The 18,494-nt window shown below is 61.1% G+C and carries 14 protein-coding genes, 1 tRNA gene and 1 riboswitch; of the genes, 5 read left to right on the top strand and 10 right to left on the bottom strand.

Going from position 1 to position 18,494, the window contains the following annotated elements; all coding sequences use genetic code 11:
* Window positions 1-52: 52 nt before the first annotated feature.
* A complete protein-coding gene (locus OP10G_RS17415) occupies window positions 53-1,015 on the bottom strand; it encodes a hypothetical protein (RefSeq protein ID WP_025229161.1) in 963 nt (320 codons plus the stop codon).
* Between the two features lie 77 nt (window positions 1,016-1,092).
* Between OP10G_RS17415 and OP10G_RS17410 the strand changes: the two genes are divergently transcribed.
* On the top strand, window positions 1,093-2,883 hold the full coding sequence (locus OP10G_RS17410) for an ABC transporter ATP-binding protein (RefSeq protein ID WP_144241217.1): 1,791 nt from the start codon (window positions 1,093-1,095) through the stop codon (window positions 2,881-2,883).
* A gap of 261 nt (window positions 2,884-3,144) precedes the next feature.
* Here OP10G_RS17410 and OP10G_RS17405 read toward each other — a convergent pair whose 3' ends face one another.
* The gene (locus OP10G_RS17405; RefSeq protein WP_025229163.1) at window positions 3,145-3,480 is read right to left on the bottom strand and encodes an endonuclease domain-containing protein; all 336 of its coding nucleotides are present in this window, start codon (window positions 3,478-3,480) and stop codon (window positions 3,145-3,147) included.
* 78 nt (window positions 3,481-3,558) lie between these two features.
* Window positions 3,559-4,998, bottom strand: a complete 1,440-nt coding sequence (gene ahcY, locus OP10G_RS17400; protein WP_025229164.1) for an adenosylhomocysteinase — start codon at window positions 4,996-4,998, stop codon at window positions 3,559-3,561.
* Window positions 4,999-5,048: 50 nt separating this feature from the next.
* A riboswitch (S-adenosyl-L-homocysteine riboswitch) is annotated at window positions 5,049-5,127 on the bottom strand.
* A gap of 90 nt (window positions 5,128-5,217) precedes the next feature.
* Here ahcY and mqnC point away from each other — a divergent pair.
* Entirely contained in the window at window positions 5,218-6,303 is a 1,086-nt protein-coding gene (mqnC, locus tag OP10G_RS17395) for a cyclic dehypoxanthinyl futalosine synthase (RefSeq protein WP_025229165.1), read from the top strand.
* Window positions 6,304-6,483: 180 nt separating this feature from the next.
* Here the strand turns inward: mqnC and OP10G_RS24915 are convergent, their stop codons facing one another.
* Window positions 6,484-7,647, bottom strand: coding sequence for a TolB family protein (locus OP10G_RS24915; RefSeq protein WP_025229166.1), 1,164 nt, complete (start codon window positions 7,645-7,647; stop codon window positions 6,484-6,486).
* A 109-nt stretch (window positions 7,648-7,756) separates the two neighbouring features.
* A complete protein-coding gene (locus tag OP10G_RS17385) occupies window positions 7,757-8,584 on the bottom strand; it encodes a carbon-nitrogen hydrolase family protein (protein ID WP_038473289.1) in 828 nt (275 codons plus the stop codon).
* Window positions 8,585-8,639: 55 nt separating this feature from the next.
* Here OP10G_RS17385 and OP10G_RS26980 point away from each other — a divergent pair, with 55 nt between their 5' ends.
* On the top strand, window positions 8,640-8,807 hold the full coding sequence (locus tag OP10G_RS26980; protein ID WP_158409273.1) for a hypothetical protein: 168 nt from the start codon (window positions 8,640-8,642) through the stop codon (window positions 8,805-8,807).
* A 14-nt stretch (window positions 8,808-8,821) separates the two neighbouring features.
* Here the strand turns inward: OP10G_RS26980 and OP10G_RS17380 are convergent.
* The 4 genes from OP10G_RS17380 to OP10G_RS24910 form a co-directional block, all read right to left on the bottom strand.
* A tRNA-Ser gene (locus OP10G_RS17380) sits at window positions 8,822-8,909 on the bottom strand.
* 485 nt (window positions 8,910-9,394) lie between these two features.
* Window positions 9,395-9,736 (bottom strand): STAS domain-containing protein, encoded by a 342-nt coding sequence (locus OP10G_RS17375; protein WP_025229168.1) that lies wholly within the window; start codon window positions 9,734-9,736, stop codon window positions 9,395-9,397.
* A 10-nt stretch (window positions 9,737-9,746) separates the two neighbouring features.
* Window positions 9,747-11,327 carry an ATP-binding SpoIIE family protein phosphatase gene (locus tag OP10G_RS17370; RefSeq protein WP_025229169.1) on the bottom strand — a complete coding sequence of 527 codons (1,581 nt, stop codon included), beginning with the start codon at window positions 11,325-11,327 and terminating at the stop codon, window positions 9,747-9,749.
* Window positions 11,324-14,362: a hybrid sensor histidine kinase/response regulator gene (locus OP10G_RS24910; RefSeq protein ID WP_025229170.1), complete on the bottom strand. Its 3,039-nt coding sequence runs from the start codon at window positions 14,360-14,362 to the stop codon at window positions 11,324-11,326. Before OP10G_RS24910 ends, OP10G_RS17370 begins: the two co-directional genes overlap by 4 nt.
* Before the next feature lie 165 nt (window positions 14,363-14,527).
* On the opposite strand from OP10G_RS24910, the gene OP10G_RS17360 reads away from it, so the two are divergent.
* On the top strand, window positions 14,528-15,307 hold the full coding sequence (locus tag OP10G_RS17360) for an SDR family oxidoreductase (protein ID WP_025229171.1): 780 nt from the start codon (window positions 14,528-14,530) through the stop codon (window positions 15,305-15,307).
* Between the two features lie 98 nt (window positions 15,308-15,405).
* Here OP10G_RS17360 and OP10G_RS24905 read toward each other — a convergent pair whose 3' ends face one another.
* A complete protein-coding gene (locus OP10G_RS24905) occupies window positions 15,406-17,208 on the bottom strand; it encodes a serine/threonine-protein kinase (RefSeq protein WP_025229172.1) in 1,803 nt (600 codons plus the stop codon).
* Between the two features lie 328 nt (window positions 17,209-17,536).
* Between OP10G_RS24905 and OP10G_RS17350 the strand changes: the two genes are divergently transcribed.
* Entirely contained in the window at window positions 17,537-18,490 is a 954-nt protein-coding gene (locus OP10G_RS17350; RefSeq protein ID WP_025229173.1) for a proline dehydrogenase family protein, read from the top strand.
* Window positions 18,491-18,494: the final 4 nt, after the last annotated feature.

The raw sequence follows: 18,494 nt of genomic DNA, 5'->3' as shown, positions 1-18,494 counted from the left end.
GGAGGAGGAGGGGGTTTGGGGGTGGCGGTCTCCGGAACGTCATAAGACCGCCTCACCCATCCTTTTTCTTTGAATCGACCTCTTCCTCGATCGAGGCTGACTCCAAGGCGCTGTCCTCCTTCTTGAACCGGTACCGGATCGTCGGTCCGTTCGGATAGGTCTCCGACTTCACCGCATCGAGGGATTTCGGCAGGAGGACCACGTACCGGGTCTTCCGGTCCTCCTCATACGAAACGTCGTAGTTACCCAGGTCGGCCTGCGCTTCGTTGATCTTGAGCGGAAGCTTCTTCAGCTCGTCCGCCACCTTCTGCTTTAGCTTCAGCTCCTCGTCGCTTGGAGCGGCGATCGCCTCATCCGACTCGAAGTACATCTCGACCGTCAGGTTCCCGTCTTCGGAATGCTTCCCACCGGAGGGATCTTCGACCGTGCCCTTGGAGTGCACCTCGGCCCTGACCATCGCGCCGTCGTCCACGCGAAACCAGTAGGTCGACTCGGAGCTCGAATCCTTGCTCGTCATCGTGGCGGTGACTTTCAGCGTTTTTTTTCCGTTTAAGGTCTCCAACGCCACAGCCTTGTAGTGCTCGTCGTCGTCCTCTTCGGACTTCATCTCCCATTCCTGGCCGATCTTTACCGGTTTCTCGGCGAACTTGGTGGCAAGGAACTCGACGGCGTAACTAAGGCCGCCCAACTCCTCTACGTCGGGGTCCGCCTCCGATTCCGACTCTAGCCAGATATCCTTCGCGTCCGGAACGGTGATGTCGCCTCCCTCTCCGCTCACGCTATGCTCTCGAAGCTCCGTTTTCAGGGCGTATCCGGTAACGACCGAAGAAGATCGCACCAGCCCGTGCAGCTTCGCGCTCTCCTGAATCAAATGTCCTTCGATGTCCACCTTCGACCGGATCTGGTATTCCACGACGTGCCCAACCTTGGGACGCCAGGCAATGCTGTACGTCGGAGGTGGAGACTCCTGGACCTGACCAAGCAAAAGCACCAAACCACAGAGCGGAATCGTCACGGCGTTGATTCTACGACGGAACAATCGCGCGATAGTTCTCGCGGTCCCGCTTAACTTTGAGCATCTAGAATAGTTACGTGAGGGGATCGATCCGAAGTGCCGAGCGAACGACGCCGCGGCGCAGCGTCATGGACTTGCTGCGAGACCGCGCGTTTCGACGCCACATGAGCATCGTCCGCGACAAATGGTGGATGTACGCCCTGGTGATCGGGAGCCAGATCGGCCAAACCGGGCTCTCGATTCTTGGCGCCGAAGCGCTGCGGCGGCTTTTCGATCACCTCCCAAATCTGCCGCCCGGCCTTCTCAACGGCGTCCTCATCGCCCTCGTCGCCGTCATCGCCCTTCGCCTCACCTTTTCTTACTTGGAAGCCTGGTTCGGTTCGCTGCTGAACGAGTCGGTTGTCTACGCCCTGCGTCGGGATCTTCTGAACCACCTTCAGCATCTGCCGCTCGGCTACCACGAGTCCAAACACAGCTCGGAGGCGATGAACGTCTTCTGGAACGACCTCGAGACTGCGAAAGACTTTGTCGTCGCCGATGTTCAACGACTCATCGCCCTCCCGATCTCGTTTATCTTCGCCGGGTTCTACATGCTCTCGGTCAATCCTGCTCTCGGCGCCGTCGCCCTGTTGATCGGCCCGCTTCAGCTCCTCAGCAACTTCGTGCTCAAAGACCGCTTTCAAGAGGCGGTACGGCTGCAGCGTCAGGTCTCCCGAGACGTCTTCCACACGATCGGCGAGACGATGCACGGCGTTCGCGAGGTGAAAGCGAACCGGATGGAGCAGCAGGTCGACGAACAGATGGCTGAGATCCAAGGCCGCGGCGTCGCCTATAACGTGTTAAGGAGCAAGACCACCGCGCTCCGCGCCATCGCCCGCCAGGTTCCTCGCGAGCTCGGCCAAGTCGTCGGCATCAGCCTCGGCGTCGGCCTCGTCGCCTCGGGAAAGATCGGCCCGGGAAGCCTTGTCGCGTTCATCTCCCTGCTCGACCGAGTGGCCGCCCCTTTCACCACCATGGTCGAGGTCATTTCGAACCTCCAACAAGCGGTGGAGGGCACTGCCCGGCTCTACGAAACCCTAGATTTGCCTCCCGAGCGAAAGGATGTCGGCGACCCGCTGCCGGTTACTCCGCCTACGATCGCATTCGAACACGTCGACTTTGCGTATAACGTCGACCGACCCATCATCCGCGACGTTAGCTTCGAAATCCCCGCCGGCTCTTCCCTCGCCCTGGTCGGTCCGAGCGGCTCGGGCAAAAGCACGCTGGTAAAGCTCCTTTACCGTTTCTATGAGCCGACCTCGGGCACGGTGCGCATCGACGGACGGCCACTCACCGATTACCGCATCGACTCGTTGCGCGATCGGCTCGCGCTCGTCTCTCAAGACATCTTCCTCTTCGACGCGACGGTCGCCAAAAACATCGCCGCGGGTCTTCCTCACGCTACTCCCGAAGAGATCCAAAGGGCGGCCGAGCTCGCCCAAGCCGACGAATTCATTCAGAACCTCCCAAACGGCTACGACTCGGACATCGGAGAGCGCGGTATCAAGCTGAGTCACGGACAGAAACAACGCCTCAGCATCGCCCGCGCGATCCTGCGCGACGCCTCCGTCCTCGTTCTAGACGAACCCACTTCAGCCCTCGACGTCGAAACCGAAGCCTCCTTCCAGCGCGACCTCGGCCGCTGGGCCGAGCACTGCACCAAGATCATCATCGCCCACCGCCTTACCACCATTCGCGACTGCGATCTCGTCCTCTTCCTCGAAGACGGCGCCGCCGTCGAATTCGGCACCCCCTCCCAACTCCTCAACCGTCAAGGAAGGTTCGCCACCTACTGGCGCCGCCAAACCGAAATCACCGTGACGTTGTAGTAGCACCTCCCTCTCCCTTCATCGGATGTTTGTGCCGATGAAGGGAGAGGGCCGGGGTGAGGGATGCAAAACCTACCTCGACCAGAGGCTTCCTAAATCGCCCAGAAAGCTACGCTCGGGCCCCCCTCTCCCTTCGTCGGATGCATGTGCCGATGAAGGGAGAGGGCCGGGGTGAGGGATGCAAAAACCCTGCTTTGACGACCAGCAAAGGTAGCCTGGACGAACGCCCTCAGCCTTCTCTCTGACGGCAAGCCTCCAAGATTAGCCATCGGATGTGCCCGATGTCCAATCCCACTGAGTCGGAAGCGCAATTCGTATCGTCACGATCCCGTGATCCAAAAGTGCTTGGTCCCTGAAAGCGTCCCGAGCTTCCCGTCCGATGTGGCTATCGCCGTCCACCTCTATACAGATGCCCGCCTCCGGACAAAAGAAGTCGAGAGTGTAAGGGCCGATCGGATATTGTCGTCGAAACTTAAACTCCAGCCGCCGATCGCGGAGACTCTTCCACAACCGCTTTTCGCTAGAAGTCATCTCTTGGCGAAGCTGGCGCGCGCGTTCAGTCGCGCCTTCGGAGCAGCTTCGCCGGTGTTTTCGCATTCTTGCATCCCTCACCCCAGCCCTCTCCCTTCGTTGCACATGCATCAACGAAGGGAGAGGGAGCCCGGAGCCGGAGGATCAGTATCGGTAGATGTCCGGCTTGTACGGGCCCGCCGGATCGACGCCGATGTACGACGCTTGCTCCGGACGAAGCTCCGTGAGTTGGGCGTCCAGTTTTTGAAGCTGCAGACGCGCCACCTTCTCGTCGAGGATCTTCGGAAGAACGTACACGCCCGGCGCGTACTCGCCCGGCTTGGTCCATAGCTCGATCTGCGCCATGACCTGGTTGGCGAAGCTGGAGCTCATCACGTACGACGGATGCCCGGTCCCGCAACCGAGATTCACAAGCCGTCCCCCCGCGAGGAGGATGATCCGCTTTCCGTCCGGGAAGATGATGTGGTCGACCTGCGGCTTGATCTCTTCCCACTGGTACTGCTTCAACGAGGCGACGTCGATCTCGCTGTCGAAGTGGCCGATGTTGCAAACGATGGAGTTGTTCTTCATCGCCGCCATGTGATCGTGGTTGATGACATGGAGATTTCCGGTCGCGGTGACGAAGATGTCGGCCTTGTCCGCCGCCCAATCCATCGTTACGACCTTGTACCCTTCCATCGCCGCCTGAAGGGCGCAGATCGGGTCGATCTCGGTGATCCAAACCTGAGCGCGAAGGGCGCTCAAGGCTTGAGCGCATCCCTTCCCAACGTCGCCGTACCCGCAAACCACGGCGATCTTGCCCGCGATCATGACGTCCGTCGCCCGCTTGATCCCGTCGACCAGCGATTCGCGACACCCGTACAGATTGTCGAACTTGCTCTTGGTCACGCTGTCGTTCACGTTGAACGCCGGGAACGGCAGCCGCCCTTCCTTCTGGAGTTGGTACAGCCGCTTGACCCCGGTAGTGGTCTCCTCGCTAACCCCCTTGATCGCTTCCTTCAGGCGGGCATAGTAACCCGGCTTTTCGGCCAGGCGCTTCTTGATCGAAGCGTAGAGGGCTACCTCTTCCTCGTTCGTCGGATTCGAGATGACGCTCGCGTCTTCTTCGGCGCGGCTGCCAAGCAGTACGAGCAGGGTGGCGTCGCCGCCATCGTCGAGAATGAGGTTCGGAGTGCCGCCGTCCGCCCATTCCATGATCCGGTGGGTGTACTCCCAGTAGTCGTCCAGGCTCTCCCCTTTGTAGGCAAAGACCGGAACCGACGTCGCCGCGATCGCCGCCGCCGCGTGATCCTGCGTGCTGTAGATGTTGCAGCTCGCCCAGCGCACTTCTGCGCCAAGCGCGGTCAGCGTCTCGATCAGGACCGCCGTCTGGATCGTCATGTGCAGCGAGCCCGCGATGCGTGCTCCCGTCAACGGCTTGCTCGCCGCGAACTCCTCGCGAATCGCCATGAGCCCCGGCATCTCCGTCTCGGCGATCCGCATCTCCTTCCGGCCCCAATCCGCGAGGCTCAGGTCCGCGACATAGAAGTCTTGCCGCAGGCTTCCCGCCTGGGCGTCGTTCGAACTAATAGTTGCGCTACTCATCGTCGTTCTCCTTGTCGACTCCGAACGCAAAAAGCGCCCGTGAGCCGAGATGCTCACGAGCGCCGTTGCCAACCCTTCCGGGCTATGTCGAGCCTAGTCTCCACAGAGATCGCAACGCTCCTCGACCACCCAATATTACCTTCTCGCCCGTTCCAAGAGAGCCCTCAGTTTTCACTATTTGGTGAAAACTGACGATTTGAAAGGTACACTTGGATCGAAATGGCCACTTTGGCTCCTGAGCGGATTTCGATCGATACGATTGCCGATAAGGTTTACGCCGGGCAGCGGATCACGGCAGAAGAGGCGCTTTTCCTCTACCGCCATCCCAATCCGCTCGACTTGGCCGCGTTGGCCGACGCTAGGCGGCAGCAAAAAGTGCCCGGACGCACCGTCACTTACGTGATCGGACGGATTCTCAACTACACCAACGTGTGCTGGGTCCGGTGCAAGTTCTGCGCCTTCTACCGCGTGCCGAACAGCCCCGAGGGGTACCTGCTGAGCGACGAGGAGATCCTGAGCAAAGTCCAGGACACCGTCGACAAGGGCGGAGTCGAGATTCTGTTCCAAGGTGGGCTCAACCCAAAACTGAAGATCGAATACTACGAGGGGATCTTCAGCTCGATCAAGGCGCGGTTCCCAAACGTCATCCTCCATGCCCTCTCCCCCGCGGAGATTATCTACATTGCCCACATCTCCCGGCTTTCGCTACACGACACGCTGAGCCGGTTGAAGGCATCGGGGCTTCACTCGATCCCCGGCGCCGGCGGCGAGATCCTGGTGGACCGCGTACGCAAGATCATCGCTCCCTACAAAGACACCACCGACGAGTGGCTCGCCTGCATGCGAACGGCCGCGGCCCTTGGAATTCGAAGCACCGCGAGCATGATGTTTGGCCACGTGGAGACTCTGGAAGATCGGGTGGAGCACCTGGGCCGCATCCGCGACCTACAGGACGAGTGCAACCCGTTCCGGGCCTTTATCTCGTGGAACTTCCAGCCCGAGGATACGGCGCTGCCTGTCTCCCACAAGGCGAGCGGACTCGACTACCTGCGAACCGTCGCGGTATCGCGGATCTTCCTGGATAACGTCGACAATTTCCAGGTGTCGATCCTCACCCAGGGCCCCAAGATCGCACAGACGGCTCTGGGGTACGGAGCGAACGACTTCGGGTCGGTGATGATCGAGGAGAACGTCGTCTCCGCCGCGGGCAACAAATTCATTCTCGATGCGGCCTCATTCGAACGAGTTATCGAAGAAGGCGGATACGAGCCGCGACGGCGGAATACCCGGTATGAGCTGATCTGAGTCGCGCAAACTCGCTACCCTCCAGACGCGACTTGTGGGTGACGGACGGCTGCTCTAGAATTCTAATTGCAAGCGGTCGCCTTCTCCAAAAGACACCAATAAGACCGTTTGAGAAACCACTCCTAACTTTGCCCACGGACCGACTTGGACCGTGGGCACTTTTTTGTCGGAGCCGGGCTCTTACTTACCCGCGGGCTTCTCTTTATCCTTTCGGTGGCTCGCGAGGTACGCGGCCAAGGCGGCGCGAGATCGGCCGTTGGAACCGCTCCAGTAGGCTCCCGGAAGGATCTGAGGATCTTGCTTCACCGGCACCTTGCCCTGGTTGACCCCGGCGACGGAGTTCCGGAAGAGTCCCTTCTTGGCGAAGTCGGAGGAGTCTGCGACGTAAGCGACCATGTCGCCAGCCTGGTTGTAGGTGGGTGAATCCTCGCTTACGTCGGCGGTGTCCGTGATCTGCTGCAGTCCGGTTCCGTTAGCCGCCATCGACCACACATCGTAGATCGCGCCGTCCGTGGATCGGCCGAATACGATGCGGGTTCCCTGCTTGTTCCACTGCGGCGCATCCTCGAAGGTGGCCCCTGTAGTGAGCTGAGTCGGAGTCGCTCCGTCGGCGAGTCCTCTAACGAAGATCTTCGTGGGTCCCGCGTCGGCGACCTGCTTGGTGTAGACCGCGAAGGTTCCGCTTGGGCTGATATGCGCGGTCCAAGCGCTATCGAGCTTGACGGGCGCGGCGCCGGGCGTCAGCGCCAGTTTGTATAGCGCGGGCTGAATATCGCCCGATTTCGCGGCGACGTAGTACAGCACCGTGCCGTCCAGCGACACCTGCATGGAGGAGACGAAGGCGTAGGTCGGAGCCACGAGCTCGCTCGCACCGGTCATGTTGACGGTGGCGTTGCGGTAAATGCCGAGGTTGGCCAAATCGCTGGTTCGCTGGGCGAAGTAGCGCTGGTTATCCTTGGAATTTACGGCGAGCGCTTCGAAGCCGGTCGGCAGGAGATCGAACTGCGCATCCGAAGCGGCGGAGCCGTTCGGATCGATCGAGCGAACCGAGATACCGGTGTCAGCCTGCTCGCTGTAGTAGATCTTGTTCGGGGCGAGCACCCCCGCGCCGGCCCCGGCGTTCGTTCCGGCCGAAGCGGTGGCGGTAGTCCCGGCGCTTGCCGTAGCGCTCGCGCTGGCGCTGGCACTAGCACTCGCCGTGGAGGTGGTGATGCCGCCGCCGGTCATTCCACCGTCGCCTCCTCCTCCTCCGCAGCCGATAACGATTGCGGCAAGGGCGGTCAGCGTCGCCGCGCAAAGTGCGCCGGTGGACGCGCGGAACCGGTGGAAAAGGCTTGAAACCATGGTTTTTGATCTACCTCAACGTCAAATCATACGACGCAGTGACATGCCAGATTACCAGGCATGACTAAAGGTGGACGTCTAGAAAGGGAATCCGGTTCACGAAGCTCTTTTAGACGTCCTTGATAAGCTCCCCATAAAGCTCCGGACGACGGCTCTCGAAGACGTCCACCTCGTATTTGCCGGGGATGTTGACCGTCCGCTTTTGGCGCGCCTCGGCCAGATCGACGTCCACGATCAGAGTCGCCTCTGCATCGCCGGCCGAGGCAAGGACGCGTCCGGTGGGATGAATAATCTTGCTCCGGCCGATAAACCGAAAGCCGTTCTCTTCGCCGACTCGGTTGCAGGTCGCGACGAAGATCCGGTTTTCCGCCGCTCGAGCGATGGAGATATGGTCGGCCGAGGTTTCTGCTCCTTCCGGCCAGTTCGTCGGGAGTAATAGGATCTCGGCCCCTTGCATCGCCAAAACGCGCGTCGCCTCCGGGGCGCGAAGGTCGAAACAGATCAAGATTCCAATGCGCCCAAGCCGGGTGTCGAAAACCGGCAGCTCGCTTCCGGCGCGAACATACTTATCGAGTCCGAGGTCGGGCAGGTGGCTCTTCCGGTAAATCCGGGGCTCCTTTCCCGGTTCGAAGAGAACGGCGGAGTTGTGGAGATGTCCCTCGGCCTGTTCGGCGAAACCGACCACGGCGAGAATATCGTTCGCGTCGCAAGCATCGCGAAAGACGGTAAGGGCCGCGTGGGGCGCCTCGCCGGCCGCGATGGCCAGTGCGTCGGCGTCGGCTTGGCACTCGACGCAGTAGCCGGTGAGGAACGCTTCGGGAAACACGGCAAGGTCGACCCCTTCCCCCTTCAACCCCTTGAGTCGAGCCGCGCCGGCGGTGGCGTTGGCGATCGGGTCGCCGAAAACGACGTTGCACTGGACGCACGCGATGCGCATGCCTGATTATAGGCGGGCGGGTGAGGCCGGGCTGGAGGGGATAGACTTATCCGTAATGAGCAACGCCTCCCTTTTGATGGTGATCGCCATCGGGACGTTCGTGATCGTCGGGGTCGCCGTCACCGGGTTCATCATCTTTTCCCGCTTCCTTCGAAGCGATAAGGAAAAGGCAGACCGATTAGAAGCAATCCGGCTAGATAAGCCCGACGAACCTAACCGATAAGGCCGTTCAATACGTGGAGGAGAGAAGGGGATTCGAACCCCTGAGGACTTGCGCCCTAGCGGTTTTCAAGACCGCCTCGATAGACCACTCCGACATCTCTCCGTCGTAGTCGCCCAACTATTTTACCCCGCGCATCTTCGCCGTCATCGGGGCTCATTTGAATCTGAATTTACGTTTACTCCGGGCACCTTCAACGCCAGTCTGGAGCCCTTTGGACGACCACCTGGTCAGTGGTGCGGAGCGTCGTTTTCCGGCATCTTGGGCATTTCAAAGCAACGAAATCCCAACCTTTTTTAAACCGGTTCCATCTGGTTGGGATCGTGCACCCAAAGAGGTCCCGGCACCGCGCCACAGCGCATCAAGTTCCGATCCTCGGTGCCCCTTCAACCTTCCCGGCCGCCGCTTCCTCGGCAAGCCGCTCGTGTAGCCGCTTGCCGACGATCATCATCACTATAGGGACCACGTGTCGTGATGATCGTCGGGAAGGGGCTTAGCCTCCCGACGACGCGTTGTTCCAACGCTTCGGGAGGCATCTACGCTGACCTGAGATTGACGAGACACTACACTAAGAAAGCTCGAAGGCGCGCCTACGCCAGGGCCGCGAGCGCAGCCGACTCGTCGGGGTAGATGTCGAAGACTCGGTCCATGAGGACCATTTCGAAGAGTTGGCGGACTTCGGGGGTGAGGCTGGAGAGCTTCATTGTGTCGCCGTTCGACTTAACGGTCCTCAGGCAGGAGAGGAGCGAGCCGAGGCCGGTGCTGTCCATAAAGCCGACCGACGAAAGGTCGAGGACGATGTTGCGCGACCGCTCCAGAATGGGGGCCATCGCGGCTCGAAAGGCGGCCACGTTATCCGTTTCAAGGCTGTCGCTGGCCACTTTGGCCACGATTGCGCCTGAAGTGTCCTTCGTCTCGATCGTCAAACCCATCTCGCTCGTTCTACCTCGGATATCGTTTTTCTAGCACAACGTGGTTAAGGTCCTTATCCACGCCAAAAGTGACCAGATCCATGCACTTACGAATGATCGCCACTCCAAAGCCGCTGTCTTGCGAGCCGTCCAGCACCGGCGGAGGGACCTCGGTGGCGTCGAAAGGAACTCCGGGATAGCGAAGGTCGATCCGCAACGAATCGGCCGAAGTCTTCGCCTGAACGTGAAGAGGGAGGGCGTGGTGTCCCTTGCGGGCATGGTTAATGGCGTTGCTGGCCGCTTCCTGCACGGCCAAGAGGATCTCGGCACGGTCTCGATCCTGGAATGGAGTTGCGCGAATCAGGTCGTCCAAGTAGGATCGGACCTTGCGAAGCGCGCTGCTATCGGCCCAGAGCGAAAGGCCGTCTTCGTTGGCAACTTCGGAGCCGACGAAACGGACGGCGACGCAGGTGAAATCGTCGCGCATCAACCCCTCCCCCAACGAGGCGTCCCGGAGGCATACCAGCTCGGCGATCAGATCCTCCAGCGGTAAGTGGGCTCGAGGAGCCACCCATTCGGCAAATCCGGCGATGCCGAGGCGGCCACCCTCTGGCTGGTGAAGATCGGTGATTCCGTCCGAATAGAACAGGATGAGGTCGCCCGGCTCCAAATCGACTTCGCGCTCCTCGTATTCCGCCTCGTCCGAGAATCCCAGAGGCACCGCGGTCGTTTCCAGCAGTTCGATCGCTCCAGCCCGAGCTCGCCAGTGGATGATCTTCGGATGACCGCAGTTTACGTAAGCGAGCTTGTTTCGGCGGGCGTCGAACCTGGCGTAGCAAAGGGTGAGGAACGTATTAAGCTCGATAAGCTCGGCGGAAACTGACCCGGCCAAATCCCGGATCAAATCCGCCGGTCGAGGAAGCGAATCGGGATCCTTCACTAACAGCCGAAGAAGCGACCTCTGAAGATTCGTTTTGACCCCGGCCCCCACCATCGCCGCGGGGACCCCCTTCCCCATCACGTCGCCGACGACGACGTCGACCGCTCCATCGCTCAGCTCGAAGAAATCGCAGAAGTCGCCGTCGACGCTTTGCGACGGAATGCTGAGGCTGGCGGTACGGATCGCCTGCACCGAGGTCGGGGGGGGCGAGTAAAGCAGGCGCTGCTGGATATGCGCGCCGATCTCGAGCTCTTTCAGTCGGGCGAGCTGAAGCTCGTGGTTGGAGAGACGCAGCGCCTCGTCCGAGGAAAGCACCCGGGCGGCGGCCTTTAACCGGGCCAGGAATTCCGCTTGGTCGAGCGGCTTCGTCAAGAAGTCGTCGGCTCCTCCTTCCAGGGCTTCCAAGCGGTCCCGGCGATCGGTGCGCCCGGTAAGGAGGATGATGTAGGTATACGAATCGCTTTGCTGCTGGCGAACCCTCCGGCACAGCTCCATGCCGTCCATGATCGGCATCATCCAGTCGAGGATGAGCAGGCGGTAGTCGGCTTGCTGCATGTGCGACCACGCCTCGGCGCCGTCGCGGGCGACCGAAACTTGGTAACCAAGATCTTCCAAACGCTCGCTTAATACAAGCGCTGACACTTCGTCGTCATCGGCGACGAGGATTCTCATACGGTAGGGAGCAACTCCTTGGCAAGCTTTTCCAACGCTCCGTACAGGCGAAGTAGGCTTGGCCTCACCATTGTGGCGGCTTGCGCGTCGATCCTGCCTTCACGGGCGCTGTGCTCGATGCGTTCGCAGAGCGCGCTCAGCAAGGGGCTGCCGACGGTAAGGCTGCTTCCCTTTAAGCCATGGGCAGCGGAGGCGAGGGCGACCGCATCCCCTTCCGCCGCCGCCGCTTCGATCGCATCGGCTCCCGCCTTGGAGGTCGCGATGTAGCGTTCGATGACCCGCAGCTTAAGAGAGGCCTTACCGGCACATGTCTCATCCAGACGCTGCGCTTCGAACAGCGGCACATCTTCGTGTAGTTCTTCGTTCGTACTCATCGATTCTTCCTTTACTTCCGTCGCAACCTCCAGCAATCGTTCCCTCAGCTTGCTCGGCTGCAGCGGCTTGGACAGGTAACCGTCCATTCCGGCCTTCAGGCACCGCTCGCGGTCGCCGCTCATCGCGTTGGCCGTCATGGCAAAAATCGGTATGTGACGGCCGGTTCCTTCCTCCATCCTCCTGATTTCGGAGGTTGCCTCGTAGCCATCCATCACCGGCATTTGGACGTCCATAAGAATGACATCGAACCGTTGGTGGCCATACAGGGCCACGGCCGCGGCGCCGTTATCCGCCGTCTCGCTTTGGCAACCCCAGCTCTCTAGTAGCTCCGTGGCCACCATCTGGTTGACCACGTTATCCTCTACCACAAGCACCCGAAGCGTCCCCATGTGCGCCTCTTCGCCGCTTAAGCTTAGGAACGGGGCCGTCGGTTCGGCCGGCGGCGCGCCGCCGGTAACGTGGGAGATGGTGCTGTAGAGGGGCGAGCTCCGAATCGGCTTGAAGATGACCGCGTCGAAAAGCGACTCCGACTCGGCCTCGGTCTGACTAATGCCGCTCGACGAGAGAAGCACGAGTGGGATGGCCGACGTCCGGCTGTCCTTTCGGAGCGCTTGAGCGACCTCCACCCCATCCATCCCCGGCATGTGCATGTCGAGCACCACGCAGTCGAACAGGGGGTCCCGGAGGGCGATGTCCACCGCATCCTCACCGGTGGCGCTCTCGACCACCTGACAGTTCCAGTGGGTCAAGAGCTCGCGCAGGACGATGCGATTGGTGGCGTTGTCGTCGGCGATGAGAATCCGTCTACCGCCGAGATCATGGCGGTCGTTCCCCTCTTGGAGGGGAGATTCCTGACGGTGGAGCGGGATTTCCAGCCAAAACTCGCTTCCCTTGCCTGGTTCGCTCATCACGCCGATGGCGCCGCCCATGAGCTCGACGAGCTGCCGGCAGATCGTCAGTCCCAAGCCGGTCCCCCCGTATTTGCGCGTGGTGCTCCCGTCGGCTTGGGTGAAGCTCTCGAAGATACGCTCCTGACGGTCCGGAGGGATCCCGATCCCGGTGTCTCGTACGGAAATCCGGTAGGTGATCCGGTTCGCACCGTGCCGAACCACGCTGGCGCTCAACGTGACCTCCCCTTCGGACGTAAACTTGACGGCATTCGAAACGAGGTTCGTCAAGATCTGGCGGAGCCTTCCCGGATCGCCCAAGACGAATTCCGGCACCGATGGCGGCATCACGCAGCCGAGCTCCAACCCCTTCGCATGCGCGGCGGGAGCCTGCGATTCGCAGATATCCTCCAGCAGGATCCGCAGATCGAACGGGAAGTGTTCTAGCGTCATCTTCCCGGCTTCCATCTTCGATAGATCGAGGATGTCGTTGAGAATCGTCAAGAGGCTCTCCGCGCTCTGGAGAATGGTGCGCACGAACCCCTTCTGGCGCTCCGTGAGGGGGGTGCTCTGCAGCAGGTGCGCCATCCCCATCACCCCGTTCATCGGCGTCCGGATCTCGTGGCTCATGTTCGCCAGGAATTCCGATTTCGTGCGGGTCGCAGCCAGCGCAACGTCGCGAGACTCCTGGAGCTCCTTGGCGGAGGCTTCCAGCCGGTGGACGTATCCGTCCAACTCCGCGCGGGCCGCCTTCTCCTGGGTCAGGTCGACCGCGATTCCGACGAGGCCTTGAGTCTCGCCGGTCGCGTTCCGTATCGCGGAGATGGACAACAGGACCGGAAAACGGGTCCCGTCCTTTCGCACGAAGGTCCACTCCCGAACGAAGCGCGAGCCACGCCGAGGCTTGAATCCAAACACGTTATCGGGCGAGACCGGCTCTCCGTATTCCGCCTCGAGCTCGCGGGCGGCTTGTTCCACTTCCGATTGATCGTGGATCAGATCTAAGATGGCCGGGTTTGAGAAGACTTCCTCGGCCGAGTACCCCAGCCACCTTTGGGCCACGGCGTTGAACAGAGTTACCCTGCCGCTTCCATCCGTAGCAATGATTGCGGCCGACACGGAGTCGAAGATCAGGCCTTGCAGGGCAAGGTTGGCTTCGAGCCTGGATTCTGCCAATGTCCGCTTTCGGAGGTCGCGGAGAACCGCCAATAACGAAGCGACGACGATCAGCCCGGTAAAGATCAGGCCAGCGAACGTCGAGCGCTCGACCCTGGTCCGGTTTAGCCGGTTCTCCGCCGCGGCGGTCGCGAGGGCTTTGCGTTGCCGGGCCTCCACCGCGATCATGGTCTCCCGGAAACGAGTCATCAGGTTCAGGCCCAGATTCGTCCCGATCAAGGCGCGGGCTGCCTCAGGACCCTTCGTTTTGTAAATGCGGATGCAATCCTGCATCTCATCCAGCTTTGCCCGGCCAAGATGCTCGGCAAGATCCAAGTCCGGGTCGGCGGCGCCAAGCATTCGACGCAAGTCATCCATACTCGCCTCAAAGGTCGCCGGAGCCGTGTCGTAATTCTGTAGATACTGCGAAGAGCCGGTCAGTAGAAATCCGCGCTGCTCGGCCTCGGCCCGGTTGAGCGCCTTGCGGGAGTCGGCGATCAAATCGAGAACGTGCTGGCGTTGCGTTACCTGATCGGCAGTTCGGACGAATTCGTTGGCGCTATTGCGGGCCACCGACCCCACGAAGATCAGCGCCACAACTCCCAGGGCAAAGCCCATGAGCAGGAGATTCCTTGTTCGGCGGTACGTTGAGGGCATCGGGAGAAGACGTGGTCGTCTGTTTCTAGTTATCGGTGAAATACAAAGATTCCATCACTCATTCTGGACGCATAGAGTTTGCCGAACTCGAGAACGTTTTGGCGGCGCGTTTGGAGATAATGAGCCATGGATTTCGGTCTTCAAGGAAAAGTCGCCATGGTAGCGGCGGCAAGCAAGGGAATCGGGTTCGCGATTGCCCAATTGTTGACCCAAGAAGGGTGCCGGGTTTCGATCTGCGGACGGAACGAGGAAACCCTCGAGCAGGCGACGTCGCAGCTTGGAGACGAAGCCCGATCCTACGTGGTGGACGTATCGGACGCCGAGGACCTGGCATGGTGGGTCGAGCAGACGCAGCAGGATCTCGGCCCGGTCGATATCCTGGTGACCAACACCGGCGGCCCGCCCGCAGGCCCGCTCGACGCGATCTCGGACGAGCAGTGGCAGTCGGGGTTCGATAGCACCCTCATGAATATCGTGCGTCTGGTACGGGCGGTCTCGCCGGGGATGCAGGACGCGGGTTGGGGCCGGATCGTGCATATCACGTCCTACGTCGCGAAAGAGCCAAGCCGCATCCTCCCGATCTCGTCCACCCTACGTTCGGGCTTGATGGCCTTGACCCGGTTGCAAGCCTTGGAGCTGGCACCTCACGGAATCACCGTGAACGGCGTTCTGCCGGGGAGCACGCTGACCGACCGCCAGCGTCATCTGGCGGATATCCGAGCCGAGCGCGAGGGGATTTCGCCGGAAGAGGCGTTGGCGAAGCAAGGCGCAGACGTCCCGATCGGCCGCCTCGCCGCCCCGGAGGAGATCGCCGCCGCCGTGGCGTTCCTGTGCTCGAAGCCGGCAAGCTACGTCACGGGAACGAGCCTCTTGGTAGACGGCGGGCTAACCCGCGGGCTGGGTTAAGTACGGCGGGCGGCACACGTAGGCGCCGGCTACACGCCTTCGGCGTAGCGCCGGCTACACGCCTTCGGCGTAGGGGAGCTCGTGCGGCCTTTTTAGGCTTATTGGCCGCCGAGCTGGGTTAGCATTTGCTGGATGACGCCCCGGGCGGATGAGGTGGGGGGGGCGGCGTCTCGGGCTCGGTAGAGCATGTCGCGGAGATCGACGGAAGAGACGGAGCCGGCTTGCTGCATTCGTTGGGCGGCCGAGACCAAAGCCGCCGCCCCGGCTTCGCCGTATTGGTCGCGCATTTGCGGATCGGTCTCCATTTCCTGGGCGTGGATCCAGTTATCGCCCGATTGCACGAGCAGGTTCGCCTGCGTGGTGAGGTCGGAGGCGTCCTTGAATGCAATCGTCTCGTACAGCTTTCCGAGGTTCGAGTAGAGCTTGGGATTGCTTTTATCGAGGTCGATCCCTTTCTTGAAGTATCCCTCGGCGCTCGCCGTGTCGTTTTCGGCCAGCGCCCGTTTCCCCACCTGTTCGTAAATGGCGGCCACCGCGCGCGCAGATTCGGGCCGGCTTCTCACCGGAAGCTGGCTCAGAAGTTGATTCGCCTTGTCGATCCGATCCTCGAGCGTGAGATGCGGATCCAGGCTGGAGATCTGGCTCGCGATCGTGCGGTCCTTCTGCAGCGAAGCGGTGTGCTGGAACGAGTTGACGAGCGCGAAGAAGCCAACAAAGACCAGGGCGAACAAAGCTCCCAAGATCAAAGCCGCAATCGCCATTTTGCGCAGGAAGACGATGGTTTCCGGCTTCAGGAGCGGCGGGCGGGGAGGGGGCGGGTAGTAGATCGGCAGCGGCCCGGGGGGCGGCATCGTGTGTCCGAGGCCGTAGGGGCTCTGCTGCACCGGATAACCGGTCGTGTTGTATCCGTAAGGGGTCTGGTGTACCGGCGGCTGAGGCTGGTACGGGTTGTACGCCGTGGGATACGGGCTGGGCGGCTGGGAATACGGCACCGGCGGCGGAGCCGCCACGGCTGGAGTGTAAGTGCCGTACGGCGCGTAAGAGCCGGTCTGCGCCGGCTGGTTCCCCATCGTGCCGCTCACCGCCTGCCGTTCGGCATCTCGAAGCGCCTCAATCATGTCGGCCGCGCTGGCGTATCGAAGCTGCGGGCTCTTGTCGAGCGCTCGCGACAGCACCTGCCACAGCGACCAAGTCGCCTGCGTCGGCTGCTGCGGCTCCTTGTTCATGATCGCGTAGGTGATGCTCACGACGCTGTCGCCAGGGAACGGCTTGCTCCCCGAGATCATCTCGTACAGCACCACCGCAAGGCTGAACAGGTCGCTCCGGGCGTCGATGTCGCGGCCTACCACCTGCTCCGGCGACATGTAGCTGGGGGTGCCGAACACCTGGCCGTCCATCGTGAGGTTCGGCTGGAAGGTGAGGCGCGCGATTCCAAAGTCGGTAATCTTCACCTCGGAGTTCGAGAGGATCTGGATATTGTCCGGCTTGATGTCGCGGTGGATGACGCCCTTGCTGTGGGCATGCCCCAGACCTTCCAACACCGCCAAGGCGATCTGAATCGCCCGATCGATCGGGACGAACCCTTTGGTGTCGATCTCGTTCCGGAGGGTGTGGCCGTCCAGATACTCCATCGCCATGAAGATCCGGCCCGCCTCCTCGGCGAACGAATAGACCGTCATGATGTTGGTGTGATTGAGGGTCCCCGCCGCCTGAGCCTCCCGCTTGAAGCGGCTGATGCGGTCGGCCTTTTGAGCGTCGGTCATCCCGGTCGGCATCGCCAGCTCTTTCACGGCGACGCGACGATTCATCAGGGGATCGTACGCTTCGTAAACGATGTCGTTCGAGCGCGCGATCTCCCGGATGATTTGGTATTGACCAAGCGTGGTTGGGGGACTGCTCATTCCGGAGTGTCTAACTTCCTATTGTAGAGGACGTACGAACAAAGCAAGACGTGCGATTCCCCGTTTGTCGATTTATCGACGCCAGCTTCTCGTCGAAGACGCTCGCCCTTAGCCCTGGGTCCTTCGGCCCATTGGCTTTGCATGGCGCGTGCGAGCGGCGGATGGTGGCGGATACGACCAGAATCGCCGCGCCAACACCCAAGGGCGCCGAGATCTAACTAGACACTGCCCAAGGGTCGTAATTAGACGCTTTCCAATCGTTGCCAAATGGCCGACAGCGGGCCTCATGTCTTCACGGCATACCAGCCGGTACAATAACCGGCGACCAATGTCGCTCGCGCGCACGTTTGTGCTTAAGACGTCTTCCCTGCCGCTCGTCGAGCGAATGGTTCGCCGCTCCTTCCTCTTTCGTCCCCTCGTCCGGCGATTCATCGCCGGTGACACCCTCGAGGAAGCGATTAAAGCCAGCGAAGCGCTGTTGGCCAAAGGGCTTCGAATCTCCCTCGACTACCTTGGCGAAAACACCCGATCCGAGCAGGAAGCGTTGGACGCGAAAGCGACCTACATCCAGATGCTGGAACGGATTGCACAGGTCCCCGTGGTGAGAGATTACAACGCCAACCCGGTCGGTCCGGAGCCGCTGAATATCTCGATCAAGCTGACCCAGTGCGGTCTCGATCAGGGAGAAGCGTTCGCGGAGAAGAACTACCGCGACGTGCTGGAAGTGGCGAAAGGGTTCCACAACTTCGTGCGGATCGACATGGAGTCGTCGGACTACACCGACCGCACTATGGCGATGATCGGGCGAGTACGGCCCGACTACCCGAACACCGGCACCGTCCTTCAGAGCTACCTGTATCGAACGCCGAAAGACGTCGAGCAGGTGATCGAGTGGCAAGCTCGGACGCGCATCGTAAAAGGCGCCTACCTGGAACCGCCGAGCGTCGCCTACCCAGAGAAAGAGAAGGTCGACGAGGCTTACGTTCAGCAGGCGAAGGAACTGCTTTTGCGAGGGTACTACCCGGCGATCGCCACCCAGGACGAGAAGATCATTCGTGAGCTCAACGCCTTTGTGGCGGAAAACAAGATCGATAAGTCGCGGTTCGAATACCAGATGCTCTACGGCATCCGGCGAGACCTTCAGGACAGCCTGGTAGCGGAAGGGTACAACGTGCGCATCTACGTCCCGTTTGGCGACTCCTGGTACCCCTACTTCACTCGCCGCCTAGCCGAGCGGCCGGCAAACGCGTTCTTCATTTTGAAGGCGATGTTCAAGGGTTAACCGC

It is taken from the genome of Fimbriimonas ginsengisoli Gsoil 348, from assembly GCF_000724625.1.
Classification (GTDB): Bacteria; Armatimonadota; Fimbriimonadia; order Fimbriimonadales; family Fimbriimonadaceae; genus Fimbriimonas; species Fimbriimonas ginsengisoli.
Note: the sequence above shows the minus strand (reverse complement) of the source record. Positions and strands in the feature narration are given on the sequence as shown.

Coding starts and splice junctions, on each gene's coding strand:
- OP10G_RS17405 (WP_025229163.1), bottom strand. CDS start 3,480: ATGCGAAAACACCGGCGAAGCTGCTCCGAAGGCGCGACTGAACGCGCG.
- ahcY (WP_025229164.1), bottom strand. CDS start 4,998: ATGAGTAGCGCAACTATTAGTTCGAACGACGCCCAGGCGGGAAGCCTG.
- mqnC (WP_025229165.1), top strand. CDS start 5,218: ATGGCCACTTTGGCTCCTGAGCGGATTTCGATCGATACGATTGCCGAT.
- OP10G_RS24915 (WP_025229166.1), bottom strand. CDS start 7,647: ATGGTTTCAAGCCTTTTCCACCGGTTCCGCGCGTCCACCGGCGCACTT.
- OP10G_RS17385 (WP_038473289.1), bottom strand. CDS start 8,584: ATGCGCATCGCGTGCGTCCAGTGCAACGTCGTTTTCGGCGACCCGATC.
- OP10G_RS26980 (WP_158409273.1), top strand. CDS start 8,640: ATGAGCAACGCCTCCCTTTTGATGGTGATCGCCATCGGGACGTTCGTG.
- OP10G_RS17375 (WP_025229168.1), bottom strand. CDS start 9,736: ATGGGTTTGACGATCGAGACGAAGGACACTTCAGGCGCAATCGTGGCC.
- OP10G_RS17370 (WP_025229169.1), bottom strand. CDS start 11,327: ATGAGAATCCTCGTCGCCGATGACGACGAAGTGTCAGCGCTTGTATTA.
- OP10G_RS24910 (WP_025229170.1), bottom strand. CDS start 14,362: ATGGGCTTTGCCCTGGGAGTTGTGGCGCTGATCTTCGTGGGGTCGGTG.
- OP10G_RS17360 (WP_025229171.1), top strand. CDS start 14,528: ATGGATTTCGGTCTTCAAGGAAAAGTCGCCATGGTAGCGGCGGCAAGC.
- OP10G_RS24905 (WP_025229172.1), bottom strand. CDS start 17,208: ATGAGCAGTCCCCCAACCACGCTTGGTCAATACCAAATCATCCGGGAG.
- OP10G_RS17350 (WP_025229173.1), top strand. CDS start 17,537: ATGTCGCTCGCGCGCACGTTTGTGCTTAAGACGTCTTCCCTGCCGCTC.